The 17,324-nt window shown below is 70.3% G+C and carries 8 protein-coding genes; 6 read left to right on the forward strand and 2 right to left on the reverse strand.

Translation table 11 applies throughout. The features are described from left to right. On the forward strand, positions 1 to 1,152 hold a 1,152-nt coding region (locus tag ACGFH9_RS27125; protein WP_393224578.1), incomplete at its 5' end, for a transporter substrate-binding domain-containing protein. A 232-nt stretch (positions 1,153 to 1,384) separates the two neighbouring features. Here the strand turns inward: ACGFH9_RS27125 and ACGFH9_RS27130 are convergent. Next, on the reverse strand, positions 1,385 to 9,721 hold the full coding sequence (locus ACGFH9_RS27130) for a hypothetical protein (RefSeq protein ID WP_393224580.1): 8,337 nt from the start codon (positions 9,719 to 9,721) through the stop codon (positions 1,385 to 1,387). Between the two features lie 243 nt (positions 9,722 to 9,964). Between ACGFH9_RS27130 and ACGFH9_RS27135 the strand changes: the two genes are divergently transcribed. From ACGFH9_RS27135 to ACGFH9_RS27145, 3 genes are all read left to right on the forward strand, one after another. After that, the gene (locus tag ACGFH9_RS27135; RefSeq protein ID WP_393224583.1) at positions 9,965 to 11,194 is read left to right on the forward strand and encodes a cytochrome P450; all 1,230 of its coding nucleotides are present in this window, start codon (positions 9,965 to 9,967) and stop codon (positions 11,192 to 11,194) included. Continuing rightward, complete coding sequence (locus ACGFH9_RS27140; protein ID WP_393224586.1) at positions 11,191 to 11,418, forward strand: ferredoxin; 228 nt, start codon at positions 11,191 to 11,193, stop codon at positions 11,416 to 11,418. The genes ACGFH9_RS27135 and ACGFH9_RS27140 overlap by 4 nt, the downstream gene beginning before the upstream one ends. 178 nt (positions 11,419 to 11,596) lie before the next feature. Next, positions 11,597 to 12,910: a M48 family metallopeptidase gene (locus ACGFH9_RS27145; RefSeq protein WP_393224589.1), complete on the forward strand. Its 1,314-nt coding sequence runs from the start codon at positions 11,597 to 11,599 to the stop codon at positions 12,908 to 12,910. A gap of 53 nt (positions 12,911 to 12,963) precedes the next feature. Here the strand turns inward: ACGFH9_RS27145 and ACGFH9_RS27150 are convergent, their stop codons facing one another. Beyond that, positions 12,964 to 13,638: a response regulator transcription factor gene (locus ACGFH9_RS27150; protein ID WP_393224592.1), complete on the reverse strand. Its 675-nt coding sequence runs from the start codon at positions 13,636 to 13,638 to the stop codon at positions 12,964 to 12,966. A gap of 253 nt (positions 13,639 to 13,891) precedes the next feature. Here ACGFH9_RS27150 and ACGFH9_RS27155 point away from each other — a divergent pair, with 253 nt between their 5' ends. Both ACGFH9_RS27155 and ACGFH9_RS27160 read left to right on the forward strand, forming a co-directional pair. Beyond that, positions 13,892 to 15,655 carry an acetyl/propionyl/methylcrotonyl-CoA carboxylase subunit alpha gene (locus tag ACGFH9_RS27155; RefSeq protein WP_393224693.1) on the forward strand — a complete coding sequence of 588 codons (1,764 nt, stop codon included), beginning with the start codon at positions 13,892 to 13,894 and terminating at the stop codon, positions 15,653 to 15,655. Positions 15,656 to 15,813: 158 nt separating this feature from the next. Further along, the gene (locus tag ACGFH9_RS27160) at positions 15,814 to 17,277 is read left to right on the forward strand and encodes an FAD-dependent monooxygenase (protein WP_393224595.1); all 1,464 of its coding nucleotides are present in this window, start codon (positions 15,814 to 15,816) and stop codon (positions 17,275 to 17,277) included. Positions 17,278 to 17,324 lie beyond the last annotated feature (47 nt).

The raw sequence follows: 17,324 nt of genomic DNA on the forward strand, positions 1-17,324 counted from the left end.
GCATGCTCCGCCGTCTCACCCGAGGCGAACCCGCCACCCGCCAACAACGCCGCACCTTCAACACACCCGACTGACAGCAATGTGAAACGCGCTCTCAGCAGGCAACTCTTCTGGCTGCTTCCCGTCGCCCTGGCTTCAGTGGGAATCTGCGTGTTGCTGTTCCAGAAAGAGGCGTGGGGTGCAAATGCCGCGGCCATCATCAGCGTTCCGATCAACATCGCGGCGATCGTGGTGACGATCCTGGTCGACCGGGGCGCCTTCAAGACCCCCGCCCTCCGCAGGCCACGTGGCAAGTCGTGGAGGATGAAGGTCGCTGTCTACTTCACCGCAGGTGCCCTCGTCCTCAGTGCCGCGTACTGGTGGTTTCAACGGGAGCCCGACCCGTTCGACTACCTGTCCGGTGAGGTCCGTAGCGGTTACACCGCGTTCCAGTACGAGGGCTGGCACACCGAAGGCAACGCCCGGACCGGGTTCGATGTCGCCCTGGCCAACGAGATCCAGTCGCATTTCGAGGACGCACACCTCACGTGGGTGGACCTGGGCACCCTGGACAACCGGATCAACGCGCTACGCGGAAAGTGGCGTGCTTCTGACCAGGGTCCGCTCCAGGAGCCTGTCAAGCTCGTGATCTCCAATTTCTCCATGACTCCGGCTCGGGCCCAGGTGATCGACTTTGCCGGCCCCTACTTCGTCGACACTCAAGGCTTTCTGAGCCGGAGCGATGCCGAGAACATCGCGGAAATCCCAATTGGCAAGGTGTGTGCCATCAAGGGCTCGACCACCTTGTGGAAACTGAAGCAGATCAACTGGAATCCGGTCGAGGCGCAGTCCATCGCCGAGTGTGTCAGCAAATTCACGAGCGCCAGGGTTGATGCGGTGTCGGGTGACCGTTCGGTCCTCGCCGGATACGCGCGGGCGGTAGGCGTGCAACCACCGATCTGCCTGGGGTACGGGCAGGAGAGATACGCCGTCGGTATACCGAACAACATGCCACGGCTGTGCAGGGCGATCAGCAAGGTGATCACCGACTACCTGGATTACAGCTGGCAGGACAACTTCAAAGCCACCCTCGCACCCCTGGGCCTGCCCGAGTCGTCCCGACCGCAAGCCGTCGACCCCTGTCAGCCGGCAGCGCCGTGGCTGGACCGTTAGCACCACCCCGCCGTACGCCTGCCGTCGCTGGTGGACGTCGGGCGAGCACGCCGCGATCCCGTGGAGTTTGCGCCGCCGACCACGATCGAGCATCCGTACGAGTTCCGGCAACTGCGGTCGTGCGTCCTCGGCCAGGACCGAGGTCACCGGACGCTGTCCACAGCCCGTACCCGAGCGGACCAGCGCGTGGCAGACGTGAGCTCGGCAGCGAACGCACGGCAGGTCACGGAGCTCAGGCCGCGTGCACAGCGGATCCCCGCGGAGGGCAGTTGTAGACAGCCTCGGACAGGAGCTTCAGGTGCGGCAGGTGATGTGCGGGCAGGACGAGCTGCAGGTCGGCGATGGCATTGACCCACTGAGCCTTCTGGTCCACGCTGATTCTGCCCCTGTTGGTCTCGATGAACTTCTGCGCGTCTTCGAACTGCCCGGTCTTGATGTCGTTGATCAGTTCGAGCAGATGGACGGTCACCGACACAGCGTCCGGTTCACCCCCGACCGCGGTGACCATCGCGGTCAGCCGGGCGGTGCTCAGGCCGCCATCGCCCGAGGTCGCGAACTGCCCAGCGGCCTCCAGCCGCCCTACCGAGCCGAGCAGCGTGGCTGGGCGATCCGCCTCGGTGGCGGCGGCGTAGTCGAAGGCGATGTCGGCGTGACCCGATACGCCGAGATCCAGGACGGGAACGAACACACCCAGCGCCGGCTGATCAGGCACCCGTTGGACCATCCGCTCGACGTGCGCGCGGTTGGCGGCCATCTGCTCCGCCGACCAGCGCTCCCGCAGCCGGCCGAAGACGTCGCGGCTCGCCCGTAGATCGGCCGCCCAGACCAGCTCGCCGAGGTCGTCGTCGACCCGGGCGACGGCGTCCGTGGGGCGGGCCAGTGCGCCTGCGGCATCCAGGGCAGCGGCGGAGATACCCGGCCAGATCTCACCTGACGTGACGGTCTGGCCGTCGGGCCGTACGGTCGTGGCCTTCCACCGGTAGTCGAGATGAACGTCGACGTCTCCGGTCTTTTCCAGCGTCGGGTGCAGCACCGCGGCGCCGTACCTCTCCACCACGCCGAGCACCGAGTCGATCGAGGCGAGGGTGACCACGAGCGGTAGCAGGTCACGTTGGGCGAGCTGCTCCAGGAGGTTGTTCAGGATGGCCAGCCCGGAGGCGAGCGCGGGCCGGCCGATCTGTGGACCGTCCAGCAGAATCACCGGGCGTTCTCCGGTGGCGGCGCCCTCCAGTTCCGCGAGCAGCGATGGCGACGCCTTCCCACCATGCTCGGAGATGACGTAGAAGTCGCCATGCCTGGTGACGGTGTGGGGGAGCCGCAGCGACCACCGGGGCGCGGCGAGCGGGGCGGCCTCGACGACATCCAGCGCGTGCCGTGCCACCGTCGCGTCGGTGACCTGCTCAGCGCCCGCGTCGACGCCCGCGTCGACGGCGACCGTCGGCAGCATGTCGGGAACCAAGCCGGCCAGCTCGGCCACGATACTGTCCAACGTCAGCTTCCGTGCGTACCACTCGCGCTGGGCCCGCACGTACCGGGCCCCAGCGGTGGTGTTGTGGCCGTCCGCGACCTCCTCCTCGGAGGGCCACGCGGGTGCCGTCGCGGGCCCGATCTGCCCGGTGTCGCGTCGCCGCTCCACCTCCGGGTCGAGTCGTTCCAACTCCAGCTCACGGCTGACCTGCTGCCAATGCTGGAACGCCTCATGCACGGCGAGCGCGGCCGAGTTCGCCTGGGACAGCCGGGCCAGCACCGTGGCGTCGTCACCGACACCGAGGTGCCGGGCGGCGTCCAGCAGATCCATCAGCACCTGCGTCGACTCGGGCAGGGTGACCTTCACCGCAGCGTAGCTGTCGCCCCAGGCGTGCGGAACCTTCGCCACGACGACGATCTCCTCGGTCCACTCGACCAGCGCGCCCGGTGGAGGCCCGTACGACAGGACGGTCTCGCTGGAGCCGCCGTGCGCCGCGCCGGCAGACGACCCCGCCGGCCCGCCACTCCACCACGCCGCCTCACCGCCCATCCGGTACGACGTCGGATTCCGCACGTCGGCGGCTCCGAACGCCTCGGCCACCCGCTCCCTGTCGGTCGGCGTCTGTCTGGGCGCCGAGTCCTGGGTGTTCGTGCCGACCTCGGCTGCCTCATCCTGCACGGCGCCGAACTGGTGGGCGCCGGCTCCGGCGACCGCGATGGAATCCACCCGGTTCGTGGCGTCGCTGACGCCGTCCATGCTGACCCGGAAGCGTCGTACGTCGCGGTAGTACGGCGGGACGACGTGTGCGAGGCGGGCGTGACCGACCCGGCTGTAGACCGTGAGAGTCAGGCGGCTCCCGGCGATGTGCGGATCCTCGATCGGGATCTCGATGGGGTTGGCGATCCGCCGACGGGTCATTCCCCACAGCGCGGTCTGTCCGAGCGCGGTGACCAGCTGATGAGCGGTGCTCCCACCGAGCCTGGTCACCCGGCCGGGGGCGCCGGCGAGGTGCAGTGCCCGCGCCGCCGCGGCCTGAGTCAGAGCCGCCCCGCGGAAATCGACCACCTGGTACTGCTCCGGAAGCGTCATCGGGGTGCGTTCCCCGGGGATCAGCACCGCCGTCCCTGCCTGCCAGCGCAGCAGTTCCGCCTGTGCGGGTGCGCGCGGCAGGGCCACGATGGTGGGATCCGGCAGCGGCCACTGCGGTGCGGCCATCGTTGTCAGGTGGCTGGCGAACTTCTCGACCTTCAGGTCATGCCCGATCCGGAGTACGCCCAACTGCTTGCCGGCGTGATAGGCGCGAAGCTCGATGGTGACCCGTTGACGTAGCTCGGCCCACGGACCGACCAGTTCGACGATGGTCAGATGCTGGTCGGTGCGGGACTCGATCTGGTTCACGCTGGTCGAGGCACCACTCCACCCGCCGACGTCGCCCGTGCCGCTCCGCTCGCCCTCTCTTCCACCCTGGCCCCCAGGCTGAAATCCGTACAGGTCGGTCCGGCTGTGGGCGACGGTGGCCAGCTTGCTGTGCGTGTAGGCGCCGGCCACGTCCATCTCGTGATTTCGCTGATTCGCCAGGACCCGGTGGACCGACGGCTCGGTCACCGACCCGTCGTCATCCGACGCCAGCACCTGCACCAGCACCTGCACGTGGTCGCGGCCGACCACGCCCGGGTAGGTGAGCAGGACGGAGATGGAGCCGTCGGTGGCCGCTCCCCAGTGGCCGGCCATGAATTCGACGCTCGTCTCGTCCAACACCGCCGAGGTGTTCGTCAGGCCGGCCTCGTCGTCCTGGATGACCCGGAGCCCGTCGCCCCACTCGACGAACTGCGGGAGATGAAGCCCGCGTAGCCATCTGATGATCGTGGCGCCCAGCGGCGGAAGGTCCACGTTCCGGCCCGCACCGAGGTTGCGGGGCGGCACCGGAAGTGGGCCCGCGGGCAGGGTGAATGGTGGTTGGAACACGCTGTTCGCCAACAGCGGCGCCCGCAGTGCCGGTTCGCTGGCGGTAGCCGTTCGCGGCCGGTCGAGAACGCCGCTGTGTCGGGCGTTGTCCTCCATGACCAGGCCGTGCGCGGCACCGCCGACGATCAGGCGGCTGGCCGCGTACCGCTTCGACGGCCCGATCGCCTGCGGGTTGATCAGCACGGCATGCACGACGAACCGGACCCGCGCCACCAGCGGCACCGCCAATCCGGCCCCGGGGTCCCACGAGTCGACGCGTTCCACCCCGGCGCTGAACGCCACCGCCTTGGCGTGGGTACGCCGCTTGGTCAGTCGCCGGACCGCCTGGCCTCCGAGGGAACTGGTGCCCACCTCCCCACTGCCGCCCACGCCGGTGGAGGCGGCGAGTGCACCCCCTGTCATACGGGACGCGCTGACACTGGTCAGACCGGTGACACTGTGCTCGCCACCGTGGTTCACCACGCCCAGAGGACCCGGGCGGGCCTGGTCGACGACCGCCTGGAGAAAGACCGCGCCGTGGACCGTCGGGCTTCCGATGATCTCGCCGAGGTCGTGCAGACGGATCGCCCGGCGGGAGATGCTGGGCAGGATGGCCGCCAACCGGTCCGGGTTGATCTGCCGGTACAGCTGCAGGTGCGACTGACTGCCCGGCGTGATGACGCCTACGCGGGTGCCCCGCTCGTACGCGCCGTCCTCGACCATCAGCCGGCGAGCTTCCACAACGGCTTGCTGGATCGCCAGCACCAGTTCCTCGGAACCGTGTACGTAGGAGACACTGTCCCAGTCGAGGACGCGGTGACCATCCACGTGCAGGTCGGCGAGCTGGCCGGCCAGTTCCTGCGGTGCCAGCGTGAAATCGCTGATCGCCGGCGTCGGTAGCGAAGGCTCCGTGGCCAGGTGGAGTTGGTCGACGCCCAGCGTCAGATCCTTGGAGACGGTGAACGCCAGCCACTGCTGGAAGGTCCCCAGATCACCCTGGACCAGTGACCGCGTGCCGGGCGTGCTGTCCCTCGATCGGCGCCACAGGTTCCGGAGCGCGCCGGTCGCCTCGTCGAGCGCGTGCAGCTCGACGGTGAACCGGAGTTCGTCGGCGAAGAGGGCCTGCGCGTTGTCGCCCAGATCCAGCCACACCTCCTCGCTGCCGCTGCCCAGTTGAATTCGGCGATGTCGCACGTATCGAGCGCGGACACCCGAGTGGACGACCCGGGCGGCCCGGACGTCGAGGTCCGGGCCGAGACTCGTGGACATCTCCGTGCCGACACGGGTTCCGGCCTCCATGGCGTAACGTCGGCGTACCGGGGTCTGGGGAAGCTTGCGCGCCCGGTGGAGCACGCTCCGCGACGGCGGGGTCGGCCTGGGCGTCTCCGTTGCGATCTTCGCGTCCGCCGACTCCTCCACGATCGTGTCGAGGTGCTCCTCGGCAGGATCCTGGGCGGTACGGTTCTCATCCCGCACGCCGAGGTATTCCGGCTCGTCGTCCGGCCGGACCCGTTCTGCCCGGATCATCAGGGTCAGATTGAGTCGCCGACTGCTCTTCGGCAACTCCAGTCGGATCACGACCTGGCCGGCGGTGAGGCTGAGGAACTCGGCGGCGAGGCGACTCTGTCCACCTTCAACGGCGAGGCTCTCCTCGTTGACCAGGGCGTCCATCACCTGCTGGATGATCGCCTTCTTGGTGCGCGGCGCGCTCCAGTCCGGCAGCACGGCACGTACGTCGGCGTTCTCGGGCAGCGCGAGGATCCGCCGTATCTCCCCCCCGACGCGGTCTGCGATCATCTCGGCGCCGAAGATGGTGGCTTGGCCGGTCCGTAGGCGGCCGCCCTCCCACATGTATTTCTGCAGGTGCCGGATCTCGCTACGCTCCACCATGGTCCGCAGCCGGGCGATCATCTGTGTGTCCGGTCGCTGCGCCCCCGCGAGGACGCTCGGATCGGCCGCGGGCATACGGTCCGCTGTCGCCACACCCTCGGCGACGGAGGTGGGCGTTGCGGCGGTAACCGCCCGGTACACGCCGGCGGGCACCTCTTCGAGCGCTGTGACGGTCAGCGTCTGGCTCGGGGGCGTCTTCCCACGGGTGACCCAGAAGCGGAGTCCAGCCCGGTACGTGGCCCGGGAGAGTGTCATGTCGTAGCTGGTCTCGACCAACACCGTCGGAACCGTGAGTTCCTGTCCCACCCGGGCGTTGGTCATCAGCGACGAGACGGTGGTGGCGGTGCTGGCACGGGTGAACGTCGCGGGCGCCACGTTCACCCGTGTGAAGGGAAGCCGGATTCCGATCGCCGGCCGCAGGCGTAGACCGGAGGTCGTCTCGCTGGTTCCGTTGGACTCGGCGAGGAACGTGGGCTGTTGTCGCAGTCGGGCGTCGCCGTCCGGTGTGCCGACCAGGCGCATCGAGGCCAGGCGAGGCTTCGCGGCCAGGCCAGCGGCGGCGGCAGGCATACCGATCCACTCCCGGCTCGCCACGGTCTGCGGTGCCCTGGTGCCGATGAGCAGCCGGATCAGTTCGGACGGGGACCACTTGTCGCGGACCGCCTGCCGCGTCCTGCTGCCCGGCTCGACCACCGGTACGTCGTGCAACAGGTCGACCGCGTGCTGCGCGGCGTTGCCGTCGCCCACCACCTGCAACGGGAACCGGTTCGACGACAACAACGCCCGGCCGCCGTCATCCAGGGTGAGCGTCGAGGCGTCCTGATCCGCGAGTTCCATCAGCGCGAATCTCCTGGTGATCCGGAACCAGTGGGGCCCGAGATCCTCGTCGACCGGCGTCGCGGTCGGCTGATCCAGCCGTAGCCGGAGAGTCACTCCGGCCGCTGTCAGGTAGGCCTCGGAGTCTCCGTACACCACCTGGTAGTCGACGGCGGTGCCCGACGTGCCGCCACTCTGGCTGGGCCGGGCGTCGAAGACGCCGGCCGACACCGACACGGGAACCCCAGCCACCTCGAACGGCACCGTCGCGTGCCACAGCCCACGCTGTCGAGACTGGCGGTTCCGGTCGCTGGTCACCCGGTCCCGGCGGGACTGGGTCATCTGGTTGCCCTGCTCTCGACGAACCTCGTCAGTGATCACCGGCGTGGGCACCAACTCGACCCAGACCGTTCGGTACTGCTTCCGGCGCCACCAGGATCTCCCCGCGACCTGGAGGTCGAACGCGCGGTGGGAGTGCAGGAAGGTGGCCGGCTGCTCACCCAACGCCCGCAGCAGCGGGTCATTCTCCGCCACGCGCAGTCCGAGTCTCGTCAACGCGTCGGTGGCCGCCCTCGTCAGTGCCGTGGACCAGGCCTCCGGATCGGCAGGCGTGGCCGGGGTGCTGAGCAACTGCGGGATGCGCGCGATGACCTTCCGGACCCTGACCGCCGTCTCCGCGTCGACCTTCTCGACCGACGACCAGATCGGGTTGGGCCCGGGCGGTGCGCCGTCGGAGACCGTGCCCACCTGCGCACCGACCAGGTCGATCGGCGCGGTGGCGACCTCGTCGACGGCGGCCGGCGCTCGGACCGGCGGTGTCGGTGTGAGGTGGGGGCGGCCCAGCGCCGGCATGCCATCGGCGAACGCGCGAGCCGGCAGACCAGGACGCGAGGTGGTCGCCATTCCGGCCGGTCGTCGGTCGAGGCGGACCGGATCGAGTTGAGCCTGCGCCGGCCGGCCGCCCCGGTCAGGAAGCCCTCCTGGTTCGAGCGCACCGTGCCTGCCCGGTGGGACAGTCAGCAGTGCCTCGGGGGTGGTCGGCCGGCCCTCCGGATTCAGCAGCAGCACGTGCGTGCCCGGCGTGGCCAGTGCCTGGGCCCAGGCGTCCGCACCCACGCCCACGGCAGCGGCGGGCCGGAGCATCGGTCCGGCCACGCCGAGGTCGACGTACCGGGGCACGATCACGCCATCGCGGTCCTCGTTGACCAGCCAGAACACCCGGTCCGGCTCGTCCGGCACCCGAAACAGGGCGCTCGATCCCGACACCCGGTGGACCGCCCGATAGATCGACCCGGCGTCAGCCACCGGAGTGAACGTGCCGTTCAACGCGGTCGCCAGCCCGGTCGGATCGGGCCGAACGAGGAAGTCGGCGGGGATGTGCCCGTTCGCGACCCGACCGTGCAGGACGGCGAAGACGGCGAGGGCGGCGACCAGGCGGTCCGGGGCGCTCATCGGTGCGGTTGTTGCCGAAGGCTCCACAGTGGCCATCCATCGTGCCAGCCGGGACACCGACGGCTCCGGGGTCGACGTCCGCGCGACAAGTGCCTCCACTCCCGCCGAGCGCAGGACCTCCCAGCCGCGCTCGGAGAGACCTGCCGGGTCTTCCGGGGCCTGTGTCCGGAGCAGCGGCGGTACCGAGCCGGCGGGGACCTCGACCACCCGCCCTGCGGTGTCCGGTCCGGCCAGGCCGACCTCCTGCAACGTCTCCAGATGCGCGTTGAGTAGGAGCGTCAGCTCCGTCCGGGCTATCCGAACTGCCCTGCGTTCCCGGTACCGCCGCCGCGCTGGCGGACGTTGACCGTCATCGGACGGGTGTAGTGACGCCCAGGCCGCCGTCAGGCCCTCACCCGCCGTGGTCGGTCGGATCGCCTCCCAGGCGAGCGTCGCGGCTACGCCCGCCAGCCCGTCGGACCAATCGGGCGACGTCGGCACCACGGCGTCGTCGAGGGTGGTCGTATCGGTGCTGACCGCCGCGACAGGGTACGGCGTTGCTACGTTCGTCGGCAGGGCCGCCGGATGGTCGGTGACGAGATGACGAGCCGGTGTCACCAGTACGTACTGCGCAGTGCCCGGAGCGGCGCGGTGACCCTGGCGATCGATCGGAACGACCCGATCGCTGTCGCTATCGGCGACCGCAGCGGCGGGCAGGCGCACGGGCAGACCGAGCGCGTCCGCTCGGGCGATCGCTCCGGCCAGGTCGAGACCGGCCACGGTCGCCGCCGACGGCGCTTCCACCATCTGCGCGACGACCGCTGGCGGCTGTGCCATCAGCGCGGCCAACGCTGCGGGGGACGTGAGCACGTCCGAAGCTACGTGGACCAGGTGCACACCCGGCAGCCGCTCAGCGGCGAGGACCTCGTCCGGCACCCGACCGGAGTCCAGGCTGAGGTATTGGCCCGATGGCAACCAGGTTGTGCTGAATTCGGGACACACCGCGCCGGTAGCTGCCACGAACACCTCCTGGCCGGGAGGTTAACGGCTCATCTTTTCGATCTCATGACGGAGTTCGGGCGAGGCGGACCCGGACAGGGCGGCCGCCCTGGCGATCATCGACGACGATCGCTACTATCCGACATGGCTGAATTACTGAGCGTCAATAGGTGCTGGTGGCGGGCCCCGGACGCCGGCGATCCGACGTCGCCACGAACCGGGCACGGGCCTGTGGATCGCGCCGCCTCGACGAAGGGAAGCCGGATGACGGAGAGCGTGCAGACCACCGAGAGTCGAACCGTTCCGCCCGCACGGGCGTACCCGTTCAGTGTGCCGGACCGCCTCGTCGTCGATCCCACCTACGGCGAGCTGCGCGAGAAAGAGCCGATGACCCGGGTCAAGCTTCCCTACGGCGAGGAGGCGTGGCTCGCGACCCGGTACGAGGACGTCCGTACGGTCCTCGGGGACGTGCGGTTCGGTCGGGCCCCGGCCGTCCAGCGCGACGAGCCCAGGCTCACCCCGCGCCAGCAGTACAGCGGCATGCTGACCATGGACCCGCCCGACCACACCCGGCTGCGCCGACTGGTGGCGAAGGCGTTCACGGCACGTCGGGTGGAGGCGCTACGACCCCGGGCGCAGGAGATCGCGAACGCGCTGGTGGACGACATGGTCCAGCTCGGGCCACCGGCCGACCTGGTGGAGCATGTCGCCACGCCGCTGCCGATCCGGGTGATCTGCGAGCTGCTCGGGGTCCCGTACGCCGACCGCGACCGTTTCCACACCTGGTCGGAGGCGATCGTCTCGACCACGTCGCTGCCGATGGAGACGATCCAGGAATACCTGAACAGTCTCTGGGGCTACATCGGTGGTCTGGTCGCCGAGCGCCGCCGCGACCCGGGGATCGACGACCTGCTCGGTGCGTTGGTGCGGGCCCGCGACGAGAATCAGGATCGGCTCAGCGAGACCGAGCTGGTGGAGTTGGCCGGGGGTCTGCTCGCGGCCGGCCACGAGACCACGGTGACCCAGATCCCCAACTTCGTCTACGTCCTGCTGCACAATCCGGACCAGCTCGCTCGGCTCCGGACCGATCCGTCGCTGGTGCCGGCCGCGGTCGAGGAGTTGTTGCGGTACGTGCCGCTGGGTGTCGGTTCGTCCTTCGCCCGGTACGCCAAGGAGGACGTCGAGGTCGGCGGGGTGCTGGTCAAGGCCGGTGAGCCGGTTCTCGGCTCACTCTCCTCGGCGAATCGGGACAGTACCGTCTTCGCCGACCCGGACCGCTTGGATTTCGGCCGCGAGCACAATCCGCACCTGGGCTTCGGGCACGGCGTACACCACTGCGTCGGCGCGCAGCTGGCCCGCATGGAGTTGCAGGTCGCCGTCGCCACCCTCGTGACTCGCCTGCCCGGACTGCGGCTCGCCGTACCGGAGGCCGAGCTGGAGTGGAAACGCGGCATGTTGGTGCGGGGTCTGCTCGGCATGCCGGTGGCGTGGTGAGCACCGCCTGGCGGATCGGGGTGGACGCGGGCCGCTGCATCGGCACGAGTATCTGCGCCGGTACCGCGCCCGAGCACTTCCGCCTGGTCGGTGGCCTGTCCGCGCCGTTGGCCGACGTCGTCGACCCGGCCGAGGTCATCCTCGACGCGGCCGACTCGTGCCCGGTGGAGGCGATCACGGTCCGCGACGCCACCGACGACCGGCTGCTCGCGCCGGGGGAGTGACCCGAGATCGATCGTGGCAGGAGCGGGGCCTCGGCGCAGGCGTTGGCATTGCCGCAGGTGCCGCCTATGGTGGGGACATGTCCCTCGTGACGTTCCGCTCTCCTGCCGACGGGCAGCGGGACCATGGGGACCGGCGCGAGCCGAGGCGAGTGGATCAGGCGCTCTACACTCCACCCTCGTGCCGACCACGACGACGACGCCGACCAGGTGCCCGGCCTGTGCTGGCGAGCTGGTCCTGCTGGATGCGGTGACGCAGGCCTGGTGCCCTGCGTGTCTCTGGAACCTGGACGTGTACGACCCCGCCCTGTCTCCGTGGCGCGGCACGACGGTTGTCGGACGGTGGGGGTTCCGGCGCGGGCTGGAGGTGGACCGGGCGACGCAGCAGGACCTGCTGGCCGACCCGGACGCGCGCCCGACTGGGACGTCGCCGGGTGAGGCCTGGCTGTTGGCGGTCTCCGTGGCGCTGGGCCTGCTGGGCGTGGCGGCGGTGGGCTACCTCGTCTGGCTCGTCGTGGCGAGCGGCCTGCCGCCGGGGGTGCGGCTGGCTCTGGCGATCCCCGCTGTGCTCGTCCTGCTGCTGGTCAAGCCGTCGATCGGGCGGCTGCCCAGGCATGGCGTGATCGCCGAGCGCGACGCCCCGCAGTTGCACCGTCTGGTCCGGGAGGTCGCGGATGCCGCCGGCACACCGGTTCCCGACGTGATCTGTGCGGACTTCGGCATCAACGCCGGTGTGGCGCGGCTGGGCTGGCGCCAGCGGTCGGTGCTCGTGATCGGGATTCCCCTGTGGGTGATGCTGTCGCGGCCGGCCCGGCTTGCGCTCCTGGCCCACGAACTGGGACACCTCGCCAACGGCGATCCACTGCGGGTACGCAGGACCCTGCTGGCGAGAACGTTCGGGGCCCGGGCGGTAGCCGCGACCGGAGGGCGGAACCCCTGGCGGCGGGCCATTCACTCGACCGAATCGCTGGCCGTGGAGGGAGGCGCCGGCGTCGTCCTCTTCGGGATGATCGTCCATGGGATCGTCGCCCTGGTGAACGTCGCCGGCGCGACCGCGCAGCTGCTCGTCGACAGCGTGGCGATGCCCGACAGCCGCCGCGCCGAATATCGGGCCGATCTGGTGGCCCGCCGCGTCGCCGGCAGCGCGGCCTTCCTCCGGTCCTCCGAGACGGTTGTGGTCGCCGACCGCATCTGGCAGGACCTGTGGCATCTCGCGCCGCGCATCGACGCCGAGCAACTGGAGGCCATGGCCGCCGAAGCCCAGCAGCGACTGGCTCCTGAGGTGCCGCTGGCCCGCCAGGTCAGCCGGCGAACCACCGATCTGTGGAGCACCCACCCGGGCGAAGACCAGCGGATGCGGCTGATCGAGGCTCTGCCTCAGGTCGACGGGGCCCTCGGTGTCGACGACATCCGTTGGCCGGAGGTCGACGCCGAACTCGCGCCGTGGCGGCGTACCGCACACAACGTCCTGCTGGGCACGCGGGACCGGTTCTGACGAGCACGCGTCACCAGGGCAGGCCCGGACGGCCCGCGCCGAGCCTGTCGTAACTACCCGGTCCGCAGCACGGCGAAGCGGAAGCCGACGCCGCGCATCGTGACGATCCAGTCGTCGTGGCCGAGTTTGCGTCGGAGGCTGCCGACGTGTGTGTCGACCGTGCGACTGCGCCGGTTCCACGGATCGGCCCAGACCCGGGCCATGATCTCGTCGCGGGGAACGACCGTGCCGGCCCGGGCGACCAGAAGTTGCAGCAGATCGAACTCCTTGCCGGTCAGACCGAGGTCGCGGTCGCCGATGCCTGCCTGCCGGGTCACCGGGTCGAGACGCAGCCGCTGATCGGGCACGGTGAGCGGAACGGGTCCGGCTCCGCTCATACTGGCGCTGGCGCGGCGGACGATGGCTTCCACCCGCGCGACCAGCTCGCGGAATCCGTACGGCTTGTCGATGCAGTCGTCGGCGCCCGCCCGCAGCGCCCCGACCCGGGTGGCCTCGGTGCGATCGCTGCTCAGCGCCAGCATGGGCACATCGCTGGCGGCTCGGATGTCCGCGCACAGCCGCAGGCCGTCCCGGTCCGGCAGGTCGAGGTCGAGCACGACGACGTCGGCCCGGCGCGAATCTCGTACGGTTTCGGTGCCGGTCGTGACGCGGTGCACGTCATACCCCTGCCGGCGCAGGCTGTGGGCCATGCCGGGGGCCTCGGCCCGCTCGGCGAGAAGCACCCGCATGCTCGCTCCCTTGCCTCGTCGTGCGGTGTCGTTCCGGGGAAATAGTGTCACCGCAGCTTCGGGCCAACACATACTTTGCAAAGGTCTGACACAGATTTGGGCCGGAACTTCTCCGCCTTGACGGGCTACCCGTGGGTGAGCATTATGGAGAGTACCGCCAACCCTTTCCGACGCAATCATGCGCGCTTCGGCTGCGCCCGTAAATTGCTCGATGCAGAGACGCGGAATTCCCCGAGAAAGGACTGTGCCGATGCTGCGCAAGATTCTTGTCGCGAATCGCGGTGAGATCGCCGTCCGGGTGCTGCGGGCCTGCCGGGACGCCGGCCGTACGGGGGTCGCCGTCTACGCCGACCCCGACCGCGACGCTCCGCACGTGCGCTGCGCCGACGAGGCGTACGTGCTGCGCGGGGACGTCCCGGCCACCACCTATCTCGACGCCGACAAGATCCTCGCCGTCGCGCGGGAGTGCGACGCCGACGCCGTCCATCCCGGATACGGGTTCCTGTCCGAGAACGCGGACTTGGCCCAGGCCGTGGTGGACGCCGGGCTGACCTGGATCGGCCCACCTCCCGAGGCGATTCGCCGGCTCGGCGACAAGGTGACCGCGCGGCAGGTCGCGCAACAGGTCGGGGCCCCGCTGGTGGCGGGCACCCCAGGCCCGGTGGCCGGCGTCGACGACGTGCTCCGGTTCGCCACCGAGCACGGGCTGCCGATCGCGGTGAAGGCGGCCTTCGGCGGCGGCGGTCGTGGCCTCAAGGTGGCGCACACGCTGGACGAGGTACCCGAGCTGTACGAGTCGGCGGTTCGTGAGGCCGTCGTCGCGTTCGGGCGCGGGGAGTGCTTCGTCGAACGTTGTCTGCCCCGGCCCCGGCACGTGGAGACCCAGTGTCTGGCCGACTTGCACGGCGGCGTGGTCGTGGTGTCCACCCGGGACTGCTCGCTGCAGCGACGGCACCAGAAGCTGGTCGAGGAGGCGCCGGCGCCGTTCCTCACCGACGCGCAGGTCACGCAGCTCCGGGAGTCGTCGAAGGCGATCCTGCGCGAGGCCGGTTACGTCGGCGCAGGCACCGTGGAGTTCCTCGTCGGCGCCGACGGCGCCGTCTCGTTCCTCGAGGTCAACACGCGGCTGCAGGTGGAGCATCCGGTGACCGAGGAGGTGACCGGCATCGACCTGGTCCGAGAGCAACTGCGGATCGCCGAGGGGGAGTCGCTCGGCTACGACGACCCGGTCCCGCACGGGCACGCCATGGAGTTCCGGATCAACGGCGAGGACGCGGGCCGCAACTTCCTGCCCGCGCCGGGCACGATCACCCGGTTCGCGCCGCCTTCCGGGCCCGGCGTGCGTCTGGACAGCGGGGTGGAGACCGGCAGCGTGATCGGGCCGGCCTGGGACTCGCTGCTGGCCAAGCTGATCGTCACCGGGCGCACGCGCGCCGAGGTGCTGCAGCGGGCGGCGCGGGCGCTCGCCGAGTTCGAGGTGAAGGGCCTGCCCACGGTCATCCCGTTCCATCGTCGGGTCGTCGCCGACCCGGCCTTCGCCCCCGAACTGACCGGCTCCGACCGGCCGTTCACGGTGCACACCAGGTGGATCGAGACGGATTTCGCGAACGACATCCCGCCGTACGCGGGCGGCGTCGAGGCCGCCGAGCCGCCGGACCGCGAGACGGTGGTGGTCGAGGTGGAGGGCAGGCGGCTGGAGGTGACGCTGCCGGCGGTACCGGTCAGCGCCACGGCGCCGGTCGCGGCCGGGGCGGTCCGGGTACGGCGAGGCCAGGACCGCCCCGCGAGCCGGGCCGGGTCCGGCGACGCGGTGACCGCGCCCATGCAGGGCACGGTCGTCAAGGTCGCGGTGGCCGACGGGCAGGCCGTCACGCCGGGGGAGGTACTGGTCGTCCTCGAGGCGATGAAGATGGAACAGCCGGTGACCGCGCACCGGGCCGGGGTCGTACGCGATCTGCGGGCCACCGTCGGGGACGCGATCGCGACCGGTGCCGCGATCTGCCGCGTCGTGGACTGAGCGGTCCGGGGCAGTTTGCATTCGCCGACGCGACCTTGCAGTTATCTGCACATGTTCCCGTTGACCCACGCGGTCAATCTGGTGACGATGAAATGGCGTCACGAATAGTCGCTCTCACCATTCTTGCCCGATATTCATCAACCGATGAGGGAGCATGCATGGATTCCGAAGTAATTGTCGTGGGCGCCGGTCCCGCGGGGCTGATGCTGGCCGGGGAACTGCGGCTGGCCGGGGTCCCCGTGACCGTCCTCGAACGGCTCGCGGCGCGCACCGGGGAGTCCCGAGGGCTCGGGTTCACCGCACGCACGATGGAGGTGTTCGACCAGCGCGGCCTGCTGAGCCGCTTCGGCGACGTCGACATCAGCAACCAGGGCCACTTCGGCGGCCTGCCGATCGACTTCGGGCTGCTCGACGGCGCGCACCAGGCTGCCAAGACCGTGCCGCAGTCGCACACCGAGAGCGTGCTCGAGGAGTGGGCCGTCGGGCTCGGGGCGGACATCCGCCGAGGTTGGGAGGTCACCGCGATCGCCGACGAGGGCGACGTGGTGACGGCCCAGGTCCGCGGACCCGACGGGGAGCAGCGGCTGAGCGCGCGCTACCTGGTGGGCTGCGACGGCGGCCGCAGCACGGTCCGTAAGGCGGCCGGGTTCGACTTCCCCGGCACGCCGGCCACGATGGAGATGTTCCTGGCGGACGTCAAGGGCCTCGACCTGGCCCCGCGCATGATCGGCGAGACGCTCCCGGGTGGGATGGTGATGGTCGGCCCGCTGCCCGGCGGCGTCACCCGACTGATCGTCTGCGAGCGCGGCGCGCCCCCGCAGCGGCGTACCGCTCCGCCCGAGTACGACGAGGTCGCCTCCGCCTGGAAACGGCTGACCGGCGACGACATCTCGCACGGCGAACCGGTGTGGGTCAGCGCGTTCGGCGACGCCACCAGGCAGGTCACGCGTTACCGCAAGGCTCGGGTCCTGCTGGCCGGCGACGCCGCGCACATCCACCTGCCGGCTGGTGGCCAGGGTATGAACGCCAGCATCCAGGACACGATGAACCTGGGCTGGAAACTGGCCGCGGTGGTCCGCGGCCGCGCGCCCGAACGCCTGCTGGACACCTACCACGACGAGCGGCACCCGGTGGGTCAACGGCTGTTGCTGAACACCCGGGCCCAGGGCCTGCTGTTCCTCAGCGGCCCGGAGGTCCAACCGCTGCGCGATGTCATCACCGAGCTCATCAGGTACCCGGAGGTCAGCCGGCATCTGGCCGGCATGGTCAGCGGCCTCGAGATCCGGTACGACGTCGGTGGCGGCACCAACCCATTGCTCGGCGCACGGATGCCGCACGTGGCGCTCGTCGGCGACGTGGCCAGCAGTACCGCCGCGTTGCACGGAGGCCGGGGCGTGCTGCTGGCCACCGAGGACAACGCCGCTCTGCGCCGCCGAGCCGCGGGCTGGCGGGACCGGGTCGACATCGTCACCGTGACCCCTGCCGGGGAGGCCGACATCCGGCGGCTCGCCGGCAGTACGGCGGTGCTGGTCCGGCCGGACGGCTACGTCGCCTGGGCCGCGCCCGGCAGCCACAGTGACCTGCCGGCGGCCCTGGACCGCTGGTTCGGCCCGTCGCGATGACCCGCCACGGCATCGCCGGCAGTCATCAGGAACAGCCAGGAGGAGAC

The organism is Micromonospora sp. NPDC049102 (assembly GCF_043197485.1).
Classification (GTDB): Bacteria; Actinomycetota; Actinomycetes; order Mycobacteriales; family Micromonosporaceae; genus Micromonospora.